The organism is Citrobacter sp. wls829 (assembly GCF_005280825.1).
Lineage (GTDB): Bacteria > Pseudomonadota > Gammaproteobacteria > Enterobacterales > Enterobacteriaceae > Citrobacter > Citrobacter gillenii.
In genome coordinates this window covers 1-18,943 of sequence record NZ_SZWP01000057.1, presented here as the reverse complement: position 1 = coordinate 18,943, position 18,943 = coordinate 1, and the positions used below count along the sequence as shown (strand labels likewise).

The following is an 18,943-nucleotide window of genomic DNA, read 5'->3' as shown; positions in this document are numbered from 1 at the left end:
GGCGCTTTATTCTATGTCTCTTTCGCATCAGGCGAAAAGTCGTGTACCGGCAAAGGTGCAGTCGTTTTATACATGGAGATTTTGATGGCAAGCAGTAACTTGATTAAACAATTGCAAGAGCGGGGGCTGGTGGCCCAGGTGACGGACGAAGAAGCGTTAGCAGAGCGACTGGCGCAAGGCCCGATCGCGCTCTATTGCGGCTTCGACCCTACCGCTGACAGCTTGCATTTGGGGCATCTGGTTCCATTGTTATGCCTGAAACGCTTCCAGCAGGCAGGCCATAAGCCTGTCGCACTGGTAGGTGGTGCAACCGGTCTGATTGGTGACCCGAGCTTTAAAGCCGCCGAGCGTAAACTGAATACCGAAGACACCGTGCAAGAGTGGGTGGATAAAATCCGCAAACAGGTTGCACCGTTCCTCGATTTCGACTGTGGCGACAACTCCGCGATTGCTGCGAACAACTACGACTGGTTTGGCGGTATGAATGTACTGACTTTCCTGCGTGATATCGGCAAGCATTTCTCTGTGAACCAGATGATCAACAAAGAAGCGGTGAAGCAGCGTCTGAACCGTGACGATCAGGGCATCTCCTTTACCGAGTTTTCTTACAACCTGCTGCAAGGGTATGACTTCGCCTGCCTGAACAAACTGCACGGTGTGGCGCTGCAAATCGGGGGTTCTGACCAGTGGGGTAACATTACCTCCGGTATCGATCTGACCCGCCGTTTACACCAGAATCAGGTGTTCGGCCTGACGGTTCCGCTGATCACCAAAGCAGACGGGACCAAGTTCGGTAAAACGGAAGGTGGCGCAGTCTGGCTGGATCCGAAGAAAACCAGTCCGTACAAGTTCTACCAGTTCTGGATTAACACCGCCGATGCCGATGTCTATCGCTTCCTTAAATTCTTCACCTTTATGGACATTGAAGAGATCAATGCCCTGGAAGAAGAAGATAAGAACAGCGGTAAAGCGCCGCGTGCCCAGTATGTTCTGGCGGAGCAGGTTACGCGTCTGGTTCACGGTGAAGAAGGTCTGGTGGCGGCAAAACGCATCACCGAATGCCTGTTCAACGGGAACTTAAGCGATCTCAGCGAAGCTGACTTCGAGCAGTTGGCGCAGGATGGCGTGCCGATGATCGAAATGGAAAAAGGTGCCGATCTGATGCAGGCGCTGGTGGACTCAGAACTGCAGCCGTCTCGCGGCCAGGCGCGTAAGACCATTGCGTCGAATGCGGTAACCATCAACGGTGAAAAACAGTCAGATCCGGAATACTTCTTCCAGGACAGTGACATTTTGTTTGGGCGCTACACGTTACTGCGCCGCGGCAAAAAGAACTATTGTCTGATTTGCTGGAAATAATGCGTTAAGGAATGGGAGTGAGAAATCACTCCCTTATTTTTGTTCAGGTAAAAAAATGAAGAATATCCTCGCCATCCAGTCCCACGTTGTTTTTGGTCATGCGGGCAACAGTGCAGCAGAATTTCCGATGCGCCGTCTTGGCGCCAACGTCTGGCCTCTTAATACCGTTCAGTTCTCTAACCATACCCAATACGGCAAATGGACCGGCTGCGTGATGCCGCCCAGCCACCTGACCGAAATTGTCCAGGGTATTGCCGATATCGATAAACTTAAAACTTGTGATGCTGTGCTGAGCGGCTACCTCGGTTCAGCAGAGCAGGGCGAACATATTCTGGGAATTGTCCGTCAGGTAAAGTCGGCTAATCCACAGGCGAAGTATTTCTGCGACCCCGTGATGGGACATCCGGAAAAAGGCTGTATTGTCGCACCGGGCGTCGCCGAGTTTCACGTGCGCCACGCGTTACCGGCCAGCGATATTATCGCGCCTAATTTGGTAGAGCTTGAGATCCTTTGCGAGCACGCGGTGACCAACGTTGATGAAGCGGTATTAGCGGCGCGTGAGCTGATTGCTCAAGGGCCTGAGGTGGTGCTGGTGAAACATCTTGCTCGCGCAGGGATGAGTCCCGACCGTTTCGAGATGCTGCTGGTCACCGCTGACCAGGCATGGCATATCAGTCGTCCGCTGGTGGATTTTGGTGCGCGTCAACCTGTGGGTGTGGGTGATGTGACCAGCGGTTTGCTACTGGTGAAACTGTTACAGGGCGCGACGGTGCAGCAGGCGCTTGAGCATGTAACGGCGGCGGTGTATGAGATTATGATTGCGACCAAAGAGATGCATGAGTATGAACTGCAGGTCGTTGCTGCTCAGGATCGCATTGCAAAACCAGAACACTATTTTAGCGCTACGCAGCTGTAATCAATGCCCGATGGCGCTCACGCTTATCGGGCTTACGTTTGTTTGGCTGTAGGCCGGGTGAGCAAGCGCCACCCGGCAACAACTATTAATTTAACCCTTCTGCCTTAAGCGCCGCTGCCACTGCCGGGCGCTCAGCCATCCGCGCCATATAGGCTTCGATATGGCTTAATCCTGCCATATTCAATTTCACGGCATACGCCCAACGCAGTACGGTGAACAGATAAGCATCTGCAATGGAAAAACGCTGGCCGCAGATCCACGGGTTGTCCTGCAGTGAATCGTTCACATACTGCATTTTTTTCTCCAGCAGTGCGCGTACGGTCGGCTTGTACTCTTCCGGCGTATCGGGACGGAACAATGGCGTAAAGCCTTTATGCAGTTCTGTCGCAATATAGTTAAGCCACTCCAGCGTTTTGTAACGCGAGAGGCTGCTGGTTGGGGCAAGAAGCTGGCGATCGGGTACCGAATCGGCCAGGTACTGCATGATGGCCACACCTTCGGTTAGTAGCGTACCATCGTCCAGCAGCAGAGCAGGAACTTGTCCCTTTGGGTTTACCGCGAAAAAATCATCGCCGTTTTCCAGGCGTTTCTTCATCAGATCAACACCATCAAGGGTGAAATCTTTACCGCTTTCGCGAAGCGTGATGTGCGAAGCGAGAGAACACGCGCCCGGTTTGTAGAACAGTTTCATCGGTAACTCCTTTTGGCTGAGGTATATCGTATGGTAGTGCGACCTCAGCCAAAAAAAAAGCCGCTAACATCAGTTAGCGGCCTGAAAAGAAGTTTCCCTGAGAATTACGCTGTTGCGGTCTTAGAGGCTTTCTCGCTGACATCATCGTCCTGAGTCATACGGTTCAGCTTCGGTGCTGTCAGCAGCATCAGAACAGCGATAACTGCCGTTGCAATACCGATTTGCAGGAACACACGACCATAGACTTCCAGAGACATCAGTGGGTCGGTCACATTCTCCGGTACAGCCATCATGTTAGCAACATAGCCACCGATGATGTTTGCACCGGCAGTGGTCAGGAACCAGCTACCCATGATGAAGCCCATCAGACGCTGTGGTACCAACTGCGCAACCATTGCCAGACCCAGACCAGAGATCATCAGTTCACCGATACTCTGCAGACCGTAGCAAATGATCAGCCAGTTAACGGAAACGATACCCGCATCGGTGGCAAATTTCGCACCCAGCGGCAGGATCAGGAACGCACCGGAACACAGCACCATACCGATAGCAAACTTGGTCGGCATTGGCAGTGTGTCACCCATCTTGTTATAGATAGCGGCAAGGATTGGGCTACCAATGATGATCCAGAACGGGTTCAGTGCCTGATACTGCTCAGGTTCGAACGCGATGCCCAGAATAGAGTGCTCAACGTTACGAATTGCAAAGAAGTTCAGTGATGTCGGCATCTGGCTGTACAGCACGAAGAAGATAATCGCTTCCAGCATCAGAATGAAGGCGACGATCATTTTACGACGCGCGGCACCTTTCATGGCGAAGGCTTCTTTACCGAAGATAAACACGATACCCATAGCCACGACGCCCAGAACCATACGTGCAATGCCCTGGTTGTGCAGTAACCATGTTGCGATAACAATCAACACCACCACGCCAACAATGGTCAGCAGCAGGTTGCGGAAGTTGATCGGCTCAAAGTCTGGTTTAGACCCGTATTGTTTAACCCAACGCTGGCAGAATGCGAAGTTTACGACGGTAATCAGCATCCCGACGACGCTCAGTGCGAACGCGGTGCTCCAGCCGTATCGTGCCGCCAGCCATGGAGTAGCAAGCATTGAGAAGAATGAACCGATGTTGACGGACATGTAGTACATAGTAAATGCACCATCAAGACGCGGGTCATCTTTGGCATAGCAGGTAGAAAGCAGGGAGGATGGGTTCGCTTTAAACAGGCCATTACCGACCGCGATGGCCGCCATACCCATATAAACGATACCAGCATCATGACCGGACCATGCGACCAGCGCATAACCGATAGCCAGTACAATGGCACCCAGCATAATGACACGCTTAGTACCCAGAACTTTATCACCTAACCAGCCGCCAATAGCCACCAGGCCGTAAACCAGGGCACTAAAGGAGGAGAAAAGGGTGATGGAATCCGCTTCTGACATACCCAGTTGTTTCACCAGGTAGACGGCCATAATCCCTTGCAGGCCGTAGTAGCCAAAACGTTCCCACAGCTCAATTGAGAAAATGAGATAGAACGCTTTTGGTTGTTTGAAGGCGTTTAAGCTCACGCTTTCAGTTGGTTTATTGTTTGCAGTAGACACTTTTACCTCTTTTTTTACATCCCATATCTACGGGGGTGTTCAGGTACGTGATGAGTCAAGTTCATCCGTCCGATTGTTATAGTGGGAGGGGAAACGGCAAGTAATGTTCACTATCTTGCCCCTTCAGACAAGAGGTTTGTAATACTCTGTTACATATATCCAGGATGGTGAAATCATCGGGGCAGGTAAATGTTATCTAGCGTTAAATTTCTTCAATTGAAAAATGGCAGTTTTTTTCACTGTTCAATGGGGGCGAAAATGGCAAAGCGGCGATATGTTCTGCTATTCAGTGTTGAATCCAGTGATATAGGCCATTATCTGAAAAATACCCAGTGTAATGTTTTGTATCGAATCGACGAGAATAGGTCATCTGATTGTCATTTTAACTATAAAAATAAGAAAAATTAACATCACATTATCAATGTGATGTTGATCACGTATGAATAGAAATTTCTACTACTAAAAAAACGATTAACCTGCTCAGGTGTTAAAGCACAAGAATATTGCATTAGATATACGCAATAGCATGGCATCATTGTCGGGGATTAAGCGATTGGAGAGTGCATAACTAATCGTTATGGTAATAAGGGGCAACGAACGTTACCCCTATTGCATTAGATGTCGACTTTTTCTTTGAATTCACAGAGATCCTCAATGATACAGGAGCCGCAGCGCGGCTTCCTGGCAATGCAGGTGTAGCGACCATGAAGAATTAACCAGTGATGGCAGTCGACTTTAAATTCACTGGGAACGACTTTCAGCAGCTTTTCTTCGACCTGCTCGACGTTTTTCCCTGGGGCGAATTGTGTTCGGTTACACACCCGAAATATATGAGTATCGACAGCGATAGTGGGCCAGCCAAAGGCGGTATTGAGCACCACGTTGGCGGTTTTACGCCCGACGCCAGGCAACGCTTCCAGTGCTGCTCTGTCCTCCGGAACCTCGCCATTGTGCTGTTCGAGCAAGATACGGCAGGTTTTAATCACGTTCTCCGCTTTGCTGTTGAACAATCCGATGGTCTTAATATAAGACTTTACGCCGTCGACCCCAAGTTCCAGCATCGCGGCTGGGGTGTTAGCGACAGGGTACAGTTTTGCGGTGGCTTTATTGACGCTGACATCGGTCGCCTGCGCCGAAAGCAGCACCGAAATCAGTAGCTCAAACGGCGACGTAAAATTGAGTTCGGTGGTGGGGTGCGGATTGTTATCGCGCAGGCGCGTCAGTATTTCCAGCCGTTTTGCTTTGTTCATGACACATTCCCTGTTTCACCCGCCGGAACGTCTGTTAACGCAGCCTGCGCGCGACGTTTCTTCATCTTCTCGTCAATAAGATACTTGATGGCCAGCATCAGCCCCAGCCCGATGAACGCGCCTGGCGGCAGCATGGCTAACAGGAACGGTGTGTCTGTATGGAAAATCTCAATGCGCAGCACTTTTGCCCAGCTACCCAGCAGACCATCAGCGCCATCAAACAACGTGCCGTTGCCGATAATCTCGCGCAGTGAGCCCAGCACAAACATCGCACCGGTTGCCCCCATTCCGATGGAAAACCCATCCAGCGCGGAGAGTGCGGGGCCTTTTTTTGCCGCAAAGGCCTCGGCACGACCAACCACAATACAGTTGGTCACAATCAACGGGATGAAGATCCCCAACGACTGATACAACCCGAAGGCGTAGGCGTTAATAAGCATCTGTACGGCACTGACTACCGACGCGATGATCATGACATAAATAGGAATACGAATCTCAGACGGCGTCCAGCGGCGCAGGGCAGAGATGGTCAGGTTGGTTAGCGTTAAAACCAGTGTGGTAGCAAGTCCCAGCCCAAGGGCATTGGTCGCGGTAGAGGTGACTGCCAGCAGCGGGCACATGCCAAGTAACTGTACCAGTGCGGAGTTGTTTTTCCACAATCCCTGAACAATAACGTCTTTAATTTCGCTCATGGTTTATTCTCCACAGGCGGGAAGTTGAGGAAGTTGTGCAGGCAACGTCTGTGCATACAGGCCCGCGCGTTTCACCGCATTGACGACTGCGCGGGGGGTGATGGTGGCACCGGTGAACTGGTCGAAGTCACCGCCATCTTTTTTCACCGCCCAATGAGGATCGTTTTCAGCAGAGATCGTTTTGCCGCTAAAGTGCGTTATCCAGTCGGACAGTCGAAGCTCGATTTTATCGCCCAGACCCGGCGTTTCATGATGCTCCGTGACCCGCGTACCCAGCACGGTACCGTTAAAATCGACACCAACCAGCAGTTGTATCGCGCCGGAGTAGCCGTCTGGCGCGGTGGCTTCGAGGATGGCAGCGACCGGTCGCTCGTCCTGGCGGGCGATATAAACACGGTGTATCCCTTTACCCAACGCCGGAGCCGTGACCAGATAACAGCTGTCGCGCAGATTATTATTGTAGCGGTCAGTTGGCAGAACCTGATCAAACAGCGCTTTTTGCTGCAGCGTTGCCTGCTCGTCAATCGTAGACTTAGTCAGCTGATTGATTGCCGCTGTTAAGCCCGTAGAACCAGCGGCAAAGAGTGCCAGAGTGATACCGTGTTTACGAATCGTTTTCAACATAGGGTGTCCTTAGCGATGTCCGTACACGCGAGGGCGGGTGTAATAATCAATCAACGGGACCGTGATATTTGCCAACAATACCGCAAAGGCCACGCCATCCGGATACCCACCAAAACTGCGAATCAGCCATACCAACAGACCGGCAAGTGCACCAAAAATCAGCCGACCGCGATTGGTTGTCGATGCCGTAACGGGATCGGTAAGAATAAAGAACGCACCGAGCATGGTTGCGCCAGAGAGCAGGTGCAGCTGTGGTGACGCCAGCGACTCGGGAGAGAAAAGCCAGCCTAACGTCGCACAGACAGCGAGCGACAGCAGGAAACTGACCGGAATATGCCAGCGAATAGCATTTTTCCACAATAGCATGACGCCACCCGCCAGCCAGGCCAGGTTTACCCACTGCCAGCCTGCTCCTGCAAGCATCCCGCTGTAAATGGGGTACTGCATAACCTGTTCTACCGTGCGTCCGGCGTGCAACGATGTCTTGAACGTATCAAGCGGCGTCGCCTGGCTAATGCCATCGATACCCATGCGTAAGGTGTTCATATCGCCACCGCTTGAGGTATGTCCGGTAAAAATGACGTTAATGGCGTCAACAAACCCCGGTACCGTGGCCGCAATTTCATGCGGGGGAAGCCAGCTTGTCATCTGCACCGGGAAGGAGATAAGCAGAACCACATAGCCGATCATCGCCGGGTTAAACGGGTTTTGCCCGAGGCCGCCATACAGTTGCTTGGCAATGATCACGGCAAATACGGTACCCAGGACCACCATCCACCAGGGGGCCAGCGGCGGAGGGCTGACGGCAAGCAGTAGCCCGGTGAGCAAGGCAGAGTTGTCTTTTAAAATAGCGACAACCGGCTGTTTACGCAGTTTCAATACGCCTGCTTCAGCGGCAATGGCGCTGATGGCGGCGAGAAAAATCTGTACCAACGTGCCCCAACCAAAAAACCAAAGCTGAGCGGCAATCCCCGGTAACGCGGCAATTAACACCAGCAGCATAATACGCGATGTCTGGCGCTGGTTATGGGTATATGGAGAGCTTGCGATTCTGAATACCATTTATTCCTCGTTAACAACCTGCTGCTGGGCGGCCTTTTTAGCCTGAGCGCGTGCAATAGCGGCCGCAACGGCGGCTTTGCGTGGATCAACTGGTTCGGTGGTCTCGGCGACAACCTGCTGCTCAAGTTTGCGTGCTTTAGCACGGGCAATGGCGGCTTCTACCGCGGCTTTACGCGGGTCAACCGGCTCGGCAGTCTCGGCGATGGCCTGTTGCTGCTCAAGCTTGCGTGCTTTGTCTACCGCGGCTTTACGCGGGTCAACCGGTTCGTCTGTCTCGGCGACGGCCTGCTGCTGCTCAAGTTTGCGTGCTTTAGCGCGGGCAATGGCGGCTTCTACCGCGGCTTTGCGCGGATCGGTATCGGTGGTGCTGTCGGTAGCAGGCACATTTTCCGCCTGTTTGGCCCGGGCCTGTGCTTTCCGTGCTTCTCTGGCGGCAATGGCGGCACTATTATCCGGTTTCTCTCCGGCCTGAATAACAATCGGTTGTAAAGCCTGTGCTTGTTTCTCTTTCACCCGTGCAAGTGCGGCAGCAATGGCATCGTTGTCCTTCGCGGCAGGCTGAACGGCGGCGCTTTTATGACGTTCAAGACGCGCGGCTTTTTCACGCTCCAGGCGTGCCTGTCTGGCTTCGAATCGTGCTTTTGCCTCTGCGGCGCGTTTTTCTTCCTGGCTTATGGCGTAAATCTCAGCTTTTTCCTGACGGAAATACTGCACCAGCGGAATATTGCTGGGACATACCCACGCACAGGCACCGCATTCAATGCAGTCAGCGATATTGTGACCGATTGCTTTGTCGTGCTGCTGTCCTTTACTGAACCAGTAAAGCTGCTGAGGCAAGAGATCGGCCGGGCAGGCGTCGGCGCAGGCGCTACAGCGAATGCAGCCTTTTTCTTCCTGCTGTTCACCTATTTCACTGGCAGATGGCGCCAGCAGGCAGTTGGTGATCTTCACTACGGGGACATCAAGCCAGGGGAGAGTGAAGCCCATTAGCGGGCCGCCCATGATGACCATTTGCTCTGCGGAAGGGCAAAAACCTGCGTCATCAAGCAGGTGGCGAACAGGCGTGCCTAAACGTGCCCAGACGTTGCCCGGACGGCTAACGGCTTCGCCGGTCAGCGTTACGACGCGTTCGGTGATCGGTTCTCCGTCGATCACGGCGCGTTTGATAGCATAGGCCGTACCGACGTTTTGCATCAGGACGCCGATATCCGAGGAGCGTCCACCGTGTGGGACCTGTTTTCCGGTCAGAATTTGGGTCAACTGCTTCGCGCCGCCGGAAGGATATTTGGTTGGGATAACGCGCAGGCTGATATCATGTGAGTCCGCCAGCACCGCGCGCAGCATTGATATCGCTTGCGGTTTGTTATCTTCAATCCCCAACAGGATCTCGCGCGGTTGAAGAATGTGGGCCAGAATGCGGATGCCTTCCACCACCTGAGCTGCACAATCCTGCATCAGGCGATCGTCAGCGGTAATGTAGGGCTCACATTCCGCAGCGTTGATGATCAATGTTTCAATTTTATCGCCGCCGCCCTGCAGTTTTACGCCAGTAGGGAAACCAGCACCGCCCAGTCCGGCAACGCCGAACTGATGAATACGGGCAATAAGCTCTTCTCGGCTGCGGGAACGATAGTCAGCCCAACCTTCACGCTCAATCCAGCGATCTTCGCCATCAGCATCGATTATGACGCTGAGCTCGGCCAATGCTGAAGGGTGCGCAGTGGAGTGCGGAGCAATGGCCACAACGGTGCCGGAGGTTGGCGCGTGCACTGGCAGCATTTTGCCTCGTCCACGCGTCAGCGCCTGGCCGCGCAGGACGTGGTCACCGACGTTTACGCACAGCTCACCCTCAGCACCAATATGCTGTTTGAGCGGAATCACCAGACGCGGCGGCAGTGGTACTTGTCGCAGCGGCGTGCCGTTTGACTGGGCTTTCATTTCGGGCGGATGAATGCCGCCTTCGAAGTCCCAAATTTTGTTTTTTCTGAATGCAGAGAATAGCTTAAACATGTTGTTCCACGGGAATGATGCGCACGGGGATAGTGTTCAAATCCCACTTCCAGCTATCAGGCGTTTCGGCAACCGGACGTAATTCAATACACTGAGTCGGGCAGGGATCAACGCACAGGTTGCATCCGGTACAGAGATCGCTCATGACTGTGTGCATCGCACGCGTCGCGCCGACGATGGCATCAACCGGGCAGGCCTGAATGCACTTTGTACAGCCAATACAGTTATTTTCATCAATGACCGCCAGCATTCTCACCGGCGTAACGTCCTGTTCATCGCCATCAATAGGCTGCGGATCGACGTTCAGCAGCGTCGCAATTTTTAGCATCACCGCTTCACCACCGGGGGCGCAGCGATTGATTTTTTCGCCCTGACAGCCAATCGCTTCCGCATACGGGCGACAGCCAGGGTAACCGCACTGGCCACATTGACTTTGCGGAAGGATCTCATCGATTTTTTCAACGACCGGGTCATCCTCAACGGCAAAACGTCGGGAGGCATAGCCTAAAACAGCGCCGAATGCCAGACCCAGTAGACTCACTGCGGCAACGGCAATCCAGATAGCATTCATTACAGCTTCACCAAACCACTAAAGCCCATAAAGGCCAATGACATTAAACCGGCGGTAATCAGCGCAATCGCATTACCGCGAAAAGGTGCCGGAACATCAGCCACGGCGAGGCGCTCGCGAATGGCGGCGAACAGTACCATCACCAGCGAGAAGCCGACGGCAGCGGAAAAACCGTACAGCGCCGACTGTAAAAAGTTATGACCGAGGTTGATATTCAACAACGCGACGCCCAGTACCGCACAGTTAGTGGTGATCAACGGTAAGAAGATCCCCAGCAGGCGATACAGCGCAGGACTCGTTTTGCGCACCACCATTTCGGTAAATTGCACGACCACGGCGATGACTAAGATAAACGCCAGCGTACGCAGGTAGATGAGATCGAGCGGGATGAGGATCCAGGTGTCAATCAGCCATGCGCAAATCGATGCCAGCGTCATTACAAAGGTCGTGGCGAGGCCCATGCCCATCGCCGTTTCCAGTTTTTTGGAAACGCCCATAAACGGGCAGAGACCCAGAAACTTGACCAGTACAAAGTTATTGACCAGTACAGTTCCGACAAACAGCAGCAGGTAATCAGTCATTTTTCGGCCTGAAATAAAAAAGCCGCCTATTATCTGACAATCTACAACAGGCGACAACAGGTTAACTGTAGGGTTATTACGGGTTCACAAACGTCGATTTCACGCGCTGCGAACGCTTGAAATAGGGCACCAGCAATGCAGCAGCCAACAACGGGAACAGTAGCTGGCGGACGGCAAAGGCATCCGGAACAGGTGAAAACGCAAAGGCTTTAATAGCCAGTAACACGGAGATCAGTAACCATAAAATATAGTGCTTAGGTACACAGCGTCGGCGTTTGAAAAACGCGATAGTCAGCCACAGCGTGTAGTACCACATGGCGATAGCGGTAATAAAGGAAACGCCCCATAACAGTAAATTAGTGGCGCTTTGTTCGCCGAGCGTCTGAAACGTCTGCGGAGTTGCCAGCGCAGTTACATACAACAGGATCGCCAGCGAAGCGCTCAACAACGCCACTAACAGCCAGGCCAGTGGACCAAGTAGCCAGCCTCCGATACGTTGTGCCGGTGTCGTCGTCATCTCTTCTCCAGATTTACGCGTGCAAACAAACATGCCATTCATTTTGGGGCGATTATTATAAAGCTTTTAACGATGAGCGCTACTTTCTTATTTATTGCACATAATGCCAGACGGATTTTGGCACCTGGCCGATATCAAACAGGCGTCCCCCAGAGATAAGCTCCGCCCGGCGGTGATCCGCCGCGCGATACATATTGATAATGTCGCGATCGTCGGTGAGCGTGTAGTTAAGATGATCGAACAGTTTTTCCAGGCTTTCGAGGGAATTGATTTTGCGGAATTTTAATAAGTAATCCTGAACAGTCATATGTGGAGATCCATATTAAGAAAATAACACCAACGGAGTAGTTAATATTAAAAAATAAACAAGGTTGCACAGATAAAAACGCAGGGTGTGCAAAGATACAAATAAGAGTGTTCGTACTGATAGATACGCAGGCACGCTGAGCACCCGGTCAAAGGGTAACGCGCTTCGCTATCGCAGGCAATAAGTGCCAAGGTGGGGGACTGCACAATTCGCTATTTTTGATAGAAATGACGCTGTTACAACCTAACCCAGCATGACTGCTGGGTTAAAAAAGGAGGCCGTGGGTTATTTTTTCTGCACCGCATGCACCGAAGCCGTTGGTTCTGGTGGCTGGTAGTTGTCGATATGCGTGGCAATACCTAAAAGGATGACGGAAACCGCGAGAACAATCCAACCTGTTAACTCAATAAGACGATTCATTACTGACGACATTTGCTTTGATTTATCCTTAAACACAGGAGGCAAATGTTACTTATCAATAAGTAAGACGGCAAGAGCATTGGGAACGATTTCGACGACTTTTTCGCAGCAAGTTATCGCTAAGTGGCATATGTTTGACTTAAGTTAAGAAACAACCTTTTCCCTTCAACGGTTATTAAACTGTTGTGACGTTGCGATGTATGGTGTGAAATAGGTCGGTCCTGAATTGAGAGGCAATAACATGAGTGACAACATCCGCGTTGGGCTGATTGGCTATGGCTATGCCAGCAAAACTTTCCATGCCCCTCTGATTGTGGGCACCCCGGGGCTGGAGCTGGCCGCGGTATCCAGTAGTGACGAAGCAAAAGTGAAGGCGGACTGGCCTTCTGTTACGGTGGTGAGTGAGCCTAAGCATCTGTTTAACGATCCCAGCATCGACCTGATTGTGATCCCCACGCCGAATGACACGCATTTCCCGCTCGCTAAAGCAGCGCTGGAAGCGGGTAAACACGTGGTTGTTGATAAGCCATTTACCGTGACACTGTCACAAGCTCGCGAGCTGGATGCGTTGGCGCGTAGCCTGGGTCGTGTGCTGTCTGTTTTCCATAACCGCCGCTGGGACAGTGATTTCTTGACGCTGAAAGCCCTGCTGGCAGACGGAGTGTTGGGTGAAGTCGCTTACTTTGAATCCCACTTCGATCGTTTCCGTCCGCAGGTCCGCGACCGCTGGCGTGAACAGGGCGGTCCAGGAAGCGGTATCTGGTACGATTTAGCGCCGCATCTGTTGGATCAGGCCATTAACCTGTTTGGTTTGCCCGTCAGCCTGACGGTGGATCTTGCGCAGTTGCGTCCTGGCGCACAATCGACAGATTATTTCCACGCTATTTTGACTTACCCTCAGCGTCGGGTGGTTCTGCACGGCACCATGCTGGCTGCCGCCGAGTCGGCACGCTACATCGTGCACGGTTCGCGTGGGAGCTATGTGAAATACGGTCTTGATCCGCAGGAAGAACGTTTAAAAAATGGTGAACGTTTGCCGCAGGAAGACTGGGGTTACGACATGCGCGATGGCGTGCTGACGCGGGTCGAAGGCGAAGAACGTGTGGAAGAGACCTGGTTAACCGTGCCGGGTAACTATCCGGCTTATTATGCGGGTATCCGTGATGCACTGAACGGCAATGGTGAAAACCCGGTTCCAGCACGACAGGCCATTCAAATTATGGAACTGATTGAGCTGGGTATTGAATCGGCAAAACATCGTTCTACGTTGTGTCTTGCCTGATTACGGAAATGCCGGATAAGCGTTAGCGCTATCCGGCACTATCATCGTTATACCGCTGCCACTTTCTCACGCAACGCACGTTTCTCTTCAGTACTCAAAAACGCCATTTCCAGACCATTAATTTGCGCCTGACGGATCTGCTCGCGGCTCAACCCTGCAGCTGGAGCAGCAACGGTATATTCGTGAATAATATCCACGCCCTGAACCGCGGGATCGTCGGTGTTTAGACTGGCCAACACACCCTGTTCTAGGAACGTCTTCAGCGGATGTGCAGCCAGTGAAGCAACGGTGCTGGTCTGGATGTTGGAGGTCAGGCAGGATTCGATGCCAATGCGCTGCTCGGCAAGAAAATCCATCAATGCACGATCTTCCACAGCTTTAACGCCATGACCAATACGTTCAGCGCCCAGTTCTCTGATCGCCTGCCAGATGCTTTCAGGGCCTGCTGCTTCACCAGCGTGCACGGTAATGTGCCAGCCTGCATCGCGCGCCCGATTAAAATGAGACAGGAACAGACTGCCCGGGAAACCCAGTTCATCGCCCGCCAGGTCCAGTGCGGTAATGTGGTCACGGTGTGCTAACAGCGCATCCAGTTCCTGCAGGCAAGCGGCTTCGCCAAAAGTACGGCTCATAATGCCAATTAAGCGCGCTTCCACGCCAAAAGTCTTGCAGCCTTCACGTACGCCCGCAATCACTGCTTCAACCACGCCCGCGACGGGGAGTTGATGCGCCATCGCCATATAGCCGGGCGAAAAGCGCAGTTCCACATAGTGCAGCCCGTTACGGGCGGCATCTTCAATATTTTCAAATGCCACGCGGCGGCAGGCATCCAGTGAGGCCAGTACCTTCACGCCCCAGTCGAGCTTCGACAAAAAACTGACTAAATCCGGTTCTGTCGAGGTGACCTGCACGTGCGGGATCAGCGTTTCCAGCGTTTGAGCGGGAAGCGTTAAATTGAACTGACGGCCAAGATCGAGAATAGTTTGCACACGAATGTTGCCATCAAGGTGGCGATGGATGTCGGTTAAGGGGAGGGATTTATCAATCATGGTCGCACTCTTTGTTTTTAGTAAAAGTGCGCACCATTATACAACAGAAACATCATCCGCTAAAACCATCCAGAAAGTAGGTATTCGCTTTGTAATAGCCTAATTTAGGCGTGATATTTGCTGAAATTATAGATGACAGATGTCGTGAGATTCGGAGTGATGATTTATGCTGTGATAACCGCAATTCATGATAATTGTTTTGAGCAGCGGTTATCTGAATAGCAGTTTACGCGACGAGTTTGGTATCGGCCTGGAATAGTTTATTGCACTGCGGGCAAATCAACATGGCACCTTTTTGTACGCGAGAAAAACTGTGTTCAGAATGCGCGGTGCAGTTAGGGCAAGGACATTTGATAAGAAAATTACGGCGGGATTTCACATTTTTACGTTCAGACATAGGCTCTTCCTGATTTGAGTGGAAGCCCACTATACACGGTTAGCTGAAAAATACTGTTTTTTCTCACATTGCCCTATTGTGCAATGGTGAGAGAATAACAAAGAAGGCGGATTCCCCAGCAGGTAAAATTGCGCAATACAGGACGTATTGCGCAAGTAAAGTCAGCGTAGCGAACGAATAGCGTTTATTAACCCATTCACACCTTTTTCCAGTTTTGCACGCGGACACCCGGCATTCAGACGGACAAAGCCGCGGCCTTCTTCACCATAGGTATATCCCGGCATGATCGCGACTTTTTGCTGATGGATGAGTACATCCTGCAACGCATGATCATCAATATTGAGCGGACGCAGGTCAATCCATGCCAGATAGGTAGAGTGTGGGATCTGCCAGTTTAACTCAGGAAACGCGGCATTAAGCTCACGTGCGACATAGTGCAGGTTAGCAGCCAGATAATCGCGTAACGCATCTAACCACGGCGCGCCATGCTGATATGCAGCAATATGCGCGGTAAGCGCCAGTACGGCAGGTGAGGAAAGGCCATCTCGGCCTTTTAGCGCCGCAAGGTAGTGGTTACGGCTATCGGCGTCTTCAACGATCCCGTAAGCCCCGGTTAGCGCCGGAATATTAAAACTCTTGGAACCGGACGTGAGCAGCGCCCAGTCGCCTCGGGCAACCTGACTCCATGGGATATGAGGGTGTTGGCCCCATACCATATCCATATGAATCTCGTCGGAAATGACCTTCACGCCGTGACGTTGACACAGGTTGGCCATGGTTTCCAGTTCATCGTGGGTCCAGACCTTACCGGTCGGATTCTGCGGACTGCAGAGCAGAAGAATTTTGCTCTCAGGTCGTGAAAGCATCTCTTCCAGCTTAGCCATATCGCAATGCCAGCCGTGTGCATGTTTCTCCAGGGCAACAGGGAGTACCGCGCGTTGGTTGCCCTCAATAGCTTTGTAAAACGCATCGTAAGCCGGAGTATGGATAACTACCGCGTCACCTGTTGACGACCACTGGCGGATCAGTTCCGACACCATATAAATAACGGAGGGGCCATAAACTACCGATTGCGGGTCAATTTGGGTGTTATGCCGGGTCAGGAACCAGTGACTAATTGCCGTCAAAAACTCTTCATTTTTCCAGCGACTGTAGCCCAGAACACCGTGTGACAGGCGCTGCGTCAGCGCCTGCAGAATACAAGGTGCGGTGGCAAAATCCATATCGGAAATAGTGAACGGCAACAGGTCGGCCGAACCAAACCGGTCGGCGACGTAGTCCCACTGCGTACACCATGTACCGTGCCTGTCCACTTCAGTTGAGAAATCAAACATATTGTTGCCCTTATGCCTGTACGGTATTCATCAGAACCGTCATTTCGTCCTTCACCGACTGGACCTGTGGACCGATGACGACCTGCAAGTTATGCTGATTGAGTTGAACGACGCCAATCGCGCGATTGTCCTTCAGTGCCTGCACGTTCACAAGCGACATATCTTTCACGGAAAGACGCAAGCGGGTAATGCAATTATCCAGGCTGACGATATTTTCTGCACCACCCAGCGCCGCCAGAATAGCCGGGACGTTATAGCCTGATTTGCCCGGCGTTCCTGCCATGACTTTCTCAATATTGCTGGCAATTTCGACATCACGACCCGGTGTTTTAAGATTAAAGCGGGTGATGGCGAAGCGGAAGATGACGTAGTACACCGCGAACCAGATAGCAGCGACAACCGGTACCAGATACCACTTGGTGGACAACCCGTGCAGGATGCCAAACACCACGAAGTCAATCAGGTTGCCATCGGTATTCACTGAAGTGCGATAGGTATGATCAATGTTTTCTGATCTACCTTGTGAACAATCAGACTATTGCAATGTTGAAAACTACAGATACACCCTCAACTGTGTATGCCGGAAGGAAGCCAAATACAAGATTGCAAATCCTTTTGAATTCTCCTGTTATTACCAACAAGCCACACAATCATTATTCCTCTTTCATTGATGAACGATAATTGTTGCCATCCAGTATGATTTTTGAGATGATAGGGGATTATATAAATATATTCGTAAGCTTTGTTCCGTAGTATTTTCCCCCTCGAAAACATCCCCAACGTCAGATACAAGGCGGCTTTGCGCTATCGCAAATGCCCTCGTTTTACCGTGGTTTTAGGTAGTAACTATAGCTATGTGGGAGGTGTGGTCTCTTTCCGAGTACAAAAAGGTTAATTTAACAATGATGCAACAATCACAAACCCTGTTCGAATCGTCGATTTTATCGACAACAAATTTTCGTACCGTCTACCATGAACACGGACGTTACAAAACCATTAATGGCAACTCCTTTGTTCATGATGGTCATGAATACCGGATTAACACAAGAATCGGCTCTGGTGTTCGTCATGACATACTTATGTCAACAATCAACGAACTGAACGCAATCCTGAAGCTCTACAGTCGAGTGTTCCTGACCCGTTTTGATCTCCACCTCCCTGAGTTCACTTCTGTTGAAGCAGGTAACAAATACATACGCAACCTGTTCAAACGATTACGTGACCGCCTGGAGTCTGGAAACAACGGGTTATCAGAACCTATCATTGATTTTGCTTACGGTTGGGTTTGCGAACAGGAAAAGGCTTCACAACCCCATTACCATTGCTGGATTGCACTTCCACATCGTTCGGTAAGATGGTTTGGAACGCCAGAAAGAGGGATCGCTGGTATTATTACGGAAATCTGGATGAAACTGACAGGTGGTAAAGCAACGCTGGTAAACTTGTCTAAAGCCACTAAAGACTATCCCGATCACTACGTCATTCATCGTGAAAATCCTTCAACACTCGAAGATCCGATATTCTGGCTTTCTTACCTGGCAAAAGAACGCGGTAAAGCGCAAACAGGGAAGGGAACACGCATGTACTCAACATCGAAATTGAGTCGTAAAGCACTGGATTCGTAAATATCGCACAGGAAGCCCGTAGTGCGTTTTTCTTTGTAAGTTATGCGATTGCATTACCCATGTCATGAAAAGCGCTTAGGATCGCACTCAGGACGTTTGAGAGCATGACCAATACATGATTAACTTGATGCTTCGGTCATGTGTTTGATGACTTAACGATAATTGCTTTGCTTATAGCTGTATACATTACTTCAAAATTCCGAGCGAAGCGAGGGACACGAACGAAGTGAGTGTTAACAGATAAACTATAGAACTACATAATTATATTATTATATTATTATATTTTATATATAGAGAAAAATGTAGTTTTTGGACTGGTTTTTAACCAGTTGTAAACCATCCGTCTTCGCTTCGCTTGACGGAACTCACTTCGCTCGTAATTCAGGATATCTCTTCAACATTTGAAGCGAAGGACACGAACGTAGTGAGTGTGTTATGAATTCACAACCCGCAGAATGTTTTGTTCAATGATCACTGTACGGTCAGAACCGAATAATAAAATGTATTAGCTCAGATTTGCACCGTTGGTAACATTTGTCACAAAGCCAGACCCAATTTGACATTCCGCTCCGAGTCAACAGCGGACATTACTGACATCAAATTTTGTTAAGCTACAGTGGTAATCCCCCCATTTTTAACGGAGGCA

Annotated in this window: 19 protein-coding genes and 1 pseudogene; 4 read left to right on the top strand and 16 right to left on the bottom strand. The window is 51.1% G+C overall.

The window, feature by feature from the left end; genetic code table 11:
- The first annotated feature begins 84 nt into the window (after positions 1–84).
- On the top strand, positions 85–1,359 hold the full coding sequence (gene tyrS / locus FDW88_RS11435) for a tyrosine--tRNA ligase (RefSeq protein ID WP_096757143.1): 1,275 nt from the start codon (positions 85–87) through the stop codon (positions 1,357–1,359).
- 55 nt (positions 1,360–1,414) lie between these two features.
- Positions 1,415–2,275: a pyridoxal kinase PdxY gene (gene pdxY, locus FDW88_RS11430; protein WP_137362578.1), complete on the top strand. Its 861-nt coding sequence runs from the start codon at positions 1,415–1,417 to the stop codon at positions 2,273–2,275.
- Positions 2,276–2,360: 85 nt separating this feature from the next.
- Here pdxY and gstA read toward each other — a convergent pair whose 3' ends face one another.
- The 12 genes from gstA to blr all read right to left on the bottom strand — a co-directional run bounded on the left by gstA (position 2,361) and on the right by blr (position 12,610).
- Positions 2,361–2,966 carry a glutathione transferase GstA gene (gstA, locus tag FDW88_RS11425; protein WP_096757141.1) on the bottom strand — a complete coding sequence of 202 codons (606 nt, stop codon included), beginning with the start codon at positions 2,964–2,966 and terminating at the stop codon, positions 2,361–2,363.
- A gap of 104 nt (positions 2,967–3,070) precedes the next feature.
- Positions 3,071–4,576, bottom strand: a complete 1,506-nt coding sequence (dtpA, locus tag FDW88_RS11420) for a dipeptide/tripeptide permease DtpA (protein ID WP_115258565.1) — start codon at positions 4,574–4,576, stop codon at positions 3,071–3,073.
- Positions 4,577–5,190: 614 nt separating this feature from the next.
- Entirely contained in the window at positions 5,191–5,826 is a 636-nt protein-coding gene (nth, locus tag FDW88_RS11415) for an endonuclease III (RefSeq protein ID WP_096757138.1), read from the bottom strand.
- Positions 5,823–6,518, bottom strand: a complete 696-nt coding sequence (locus FDW88_RS11410) for an electron transport complex subunit E (RefSeq protein ID WP_115258563.1) — start codon at positions 6,516–6,518, stop codon at positions 5,823–5,825. The genes nth and FDW88_RS11410 overlap by 4 nt, the downstream gene beginning before the upstream one ends.
- A 3-nt stretch (positions 6,519–6,521) precedes the next feature.
- Positions 6,522–7,142, bottom strand: a complete 621-nt coding sequence (rsxG, locus tag FDW88_RS11405) for an electron transport complex subunit RsxG (RefSeq protein WP_115258562.1) — start codon at positions 7,140–7,142, stop codon at positions 6,522–6,524.
- A 9-nt stretch (positions 7,143–7,151) separates the two neighbouring features.
- Entirely contained in the window at positions 7,152–8,204 is a 1,053-nt protein-coding gene (gene rsxD, locus FDW88_RS11400) for an electron transport complex subunit RsxD (RefSeq protein ID WP_137362577.1), read from the bottom strand.
- Complete coding sequence (gene rsxC / locus FDW88_RS11395; protein ID WP_137362576.1) at positions 8,205–10,214, bottom strand: electron transport complex subunit RsxC; 2,010 nt, start codon at positions 10,212–10,214, stop codon at positions 8,205–8,207.
- The gene (gene rsxB, locus FDW88_RS11390) at positions 10,207–10,785 is read right to left on the bottom strand and encodes an electron transport complex subunit RsxB (protein WP_096757133.1); all 579 of its coding nucleotides are present in this window, start codon (positions 10,783–10,785) and stop codon (positions 10,207–10,209) included. The genes rsxC and rsxB overlap by 8 nt, the downstream gene beginning before the upstream one ends.
- Positions 10,785–11,366 (bottom strand): electron transport complex subunit RsxA, encoded by a 582-nt coding sequence (gene rsxA, locus FDW88_RS11385; RefSeq protein ID WP_005121199.1) that lies wholly within the window; start codon positions 11,364–11,366, stop codon positions 10,785–10,787. The genes rsxB and rsxA overlap by 1 nt, the downstream gene beginning before the upstream one ends.
- Positions 11,367–11,442: 76 nt before the next feature.
- Positions 11,443–11,883 (bottom strand): DUF2569 domain-containing protein, encoded by a 441-nt coding sequence (locus FDW88_RS11380; RefSeq protein WP_115258559.1) that lies wholly within the window; start codon positions 11,881–11,883, stop codon positions 11,443–11,445.
- A gap of 91 nt (positions 11,884–11,974) precedes the next feature.
- Entirely contained in the window at positions 11,975–12,190 is a 216-nt protein-coding gene (ydgT, locus tag FDW88_RS11375) for a transcription modulator YdgT (RefSeq protein ID WP_096757131.1), read from the bottom strand.
- A 285-nt stretch (positions 12,191–12,475) separates the two neighbouring features.
- Positions 12,476–12,610 carry a division septum protein Blr gene (gene blr, locus FDW88_RS11370; protein WP_096757130.1) on the bottom strand — a complete coding sequence of 45 codons (135 nt, stop codon included), beginning with the start codon at positions 12,608–12,610 and terminating at the stop codon, positions 12,476–12,478.
- 241 nt (positions 12,611–12,851) lie between these two features.
- Between blr and FDW88_RS11365 the strand changes: the two genes are divergently transcribed.
- Positions 12,852–13,892, top strand: coding sequence for an oxidoreductase (locus tag FDW88_RS11365; RefSeq protein ID WP_096757129.1), 1,041 nt, complete (start codon positions 12,852–12,854; stop codon positions 13,890–13,892).
- A gap of 47 nt (positions 13,893–13,939) precedes the next feature.
- Here FDW88_RS11365 and add read toward each other — a convergent pair whose 3' ends face one another.
- The 4 genes and pseudogenes from add to FDW88_RS11350 all read right to left on the bottom strand — a co-directional run.
- Positions 13,940–14,941, bottom strand: a complete 1,002-nt coding sequence (gene add, locus FDW88_RS11360) for an adenosine deaminase (RefSeq protein ID WP_137362575.1) — start codon at positions 14,939–14,941, stop codon at positions 13,940–13,942.
- Between the two features lie 226 nt (positions 14,942–15,167).
- On the bottom strand, positions 15,168–15,338 hold the full coding sequence (locus tag FDW88_RS22560) for a YnfU family zinc-binding protein (RefSeq protein WP_164496619.1): 171 nt from the start codon (positions 15,336–15,338) through the stop codon (positions 15,168–15,170).
- A gap of 161 nt (positions 15,339–15,499) precedes the next feature.
- Entirely contained in the window at positions 15,500–16,672 is a 1,173-nt protein-coding gene (locus FDW88_RS11355; RefSeq protein WP_137362574.1) for a MalY/PatB family protein, read from the bottom strand.
- 10 nt (positions 16,673–16,682) lie between these two features.
- Positions 16,683–17,150 (bottom strand): annotated as a pseudogene (locus FDW88_RS11350) (glucose PTS transporter subunit EIIB); the annotation flags it as partial.
- A 424-nt stretch (positions 17,151–17,574) separates the two neighbouring features.
- Here FDW88_RS11350 and FDW88_RS11345 point away from each other — a divergent pair.
- Positions 17,575–18,297, top strand: a complete 723-nt coding sequence (locus tag FDW88_RS11345; protein WP_137362572.1) for an inovirus-type Gp2 protein — start codon at positions 17,575–17,577, stop codon at positions 18,295–18,297.
- The last annotated feature ends 646 nt before the right edge of the window (positions 18,298–18,943 follow it).

Coding starts and splice junctions, on each gene's coding strand:
- tyrS (WP_096757143.1), top strand. CDS start 85: ATGGCAAGCAGTAACTTGATTAAACAATTGCAAGAGCGGGGGCTGGTG.
- pdxY (WP_137362578.1), top strand. CDS start 1,415: ATGAAGAATATCCTCGCCATCCAGTCCCACGTTGTTTTTGGTCATGCG.
- gstA (WP_096757141.1), bottom strand. CDS start 2,966: ATGAAACTGTTCTACAAACCGGGCGCGTGTTCTCTCGCTTCGCACATC.
- nth (WP_096757138.1), bottom strand. CDS start 5,826: ATGAACAAAGCAAAACGGCTGGAAATACTGACGCGCCTGCGCGATAAC.
- FDW88_RS11410 (WP_115258563.1), bottom strand. CDS start 6,518: ATGAGCGAAATTAAAGACGTTATTGTTCAGGGATTGTGGAAAAACAAC.
- rsxG (WP_115258562.1), bottom strand. CDS start 7,142: ATGTTGAAAACGATTCGTAAACACGGTATCACTCTGGCACTCTTTGCC.
- rsxD (WP_137362577.1), bottom strand. CDS start 8,204: ATGGTATTCAGAATCGCAAGCTCTCCATATACCCATAACCAGCGCCAG.
- rsxC (WP_137362576.1), bottom strand. CDS start 10,214: ATGTTTAAGCTATTCTCTGCATTCAGAAAAAACAAAATTTGGGACTTC.
- rsxB (WP_096757133.1), bottom strand. CDS start 10,785: ATGAATGCTATCTGGATTGCCGTTGCCGCAGTGAGTCTACTGGGTCTG.
- rsxA (WP_005121199.1), bottom strand. CDS start 11,366: ATGACTGATTACCTGCTGCTGTTTGTCGGAACTGTACTGGTCAATAAC.
- FDW88_RS11380 (WP_115258559.1), bottom strand. CDS start 11,883: ATGACGACGACACCGGCACAACGTATCGGAGGCTGGCTACTTGGTCCA.
- ydgT (WP_096757131.1), bottom strand. CDS start 12,190: ATGACTGTTCAGGATTACTTATTAAAATTCCGCAAAATCAATTCCCTC.
- blr (WP_096757130.1), bottom strand. CDS start 12,610: ATGAATCGTCTTATTGAGTTAACAGGTTGGATTGTTCTCGCGGTTTCC.
- FDW88_RS11365 (WP_096757129.1), top strand. CDS start 12,852: ATGAGTGACAACATCCGCGTTGGGCTGATTGGCTATGGCTATGCCAGC.
- add (WP_137362575.1), bottom strand. CDS start 14,941: ATGATTGATAAATCCCTCCCCTTAACCGACATCCATCGCCACCTTGAT.
- FDW88_RS22560 (WP_164496619.1), bottom strand. CDS start 15,338: ATGTCTGAACGTAAAAATGTGAAATCCCGCCGTAATTTTCTTATCAAA.
- FDW88_RS11355 (WP_137362574.1), bottom strand. CDS start 16,672: ATGTTTGATTTCTCAACTGAAGTGGACAGGCACGGTACATGGTGTACG.
- FDW88_RS11345 (WP_137362572.1), top strand. CDS start 17,575: ATGATGCAACAATCACAAACCCTGTTCGAATCGTCGATTTTATCGACA.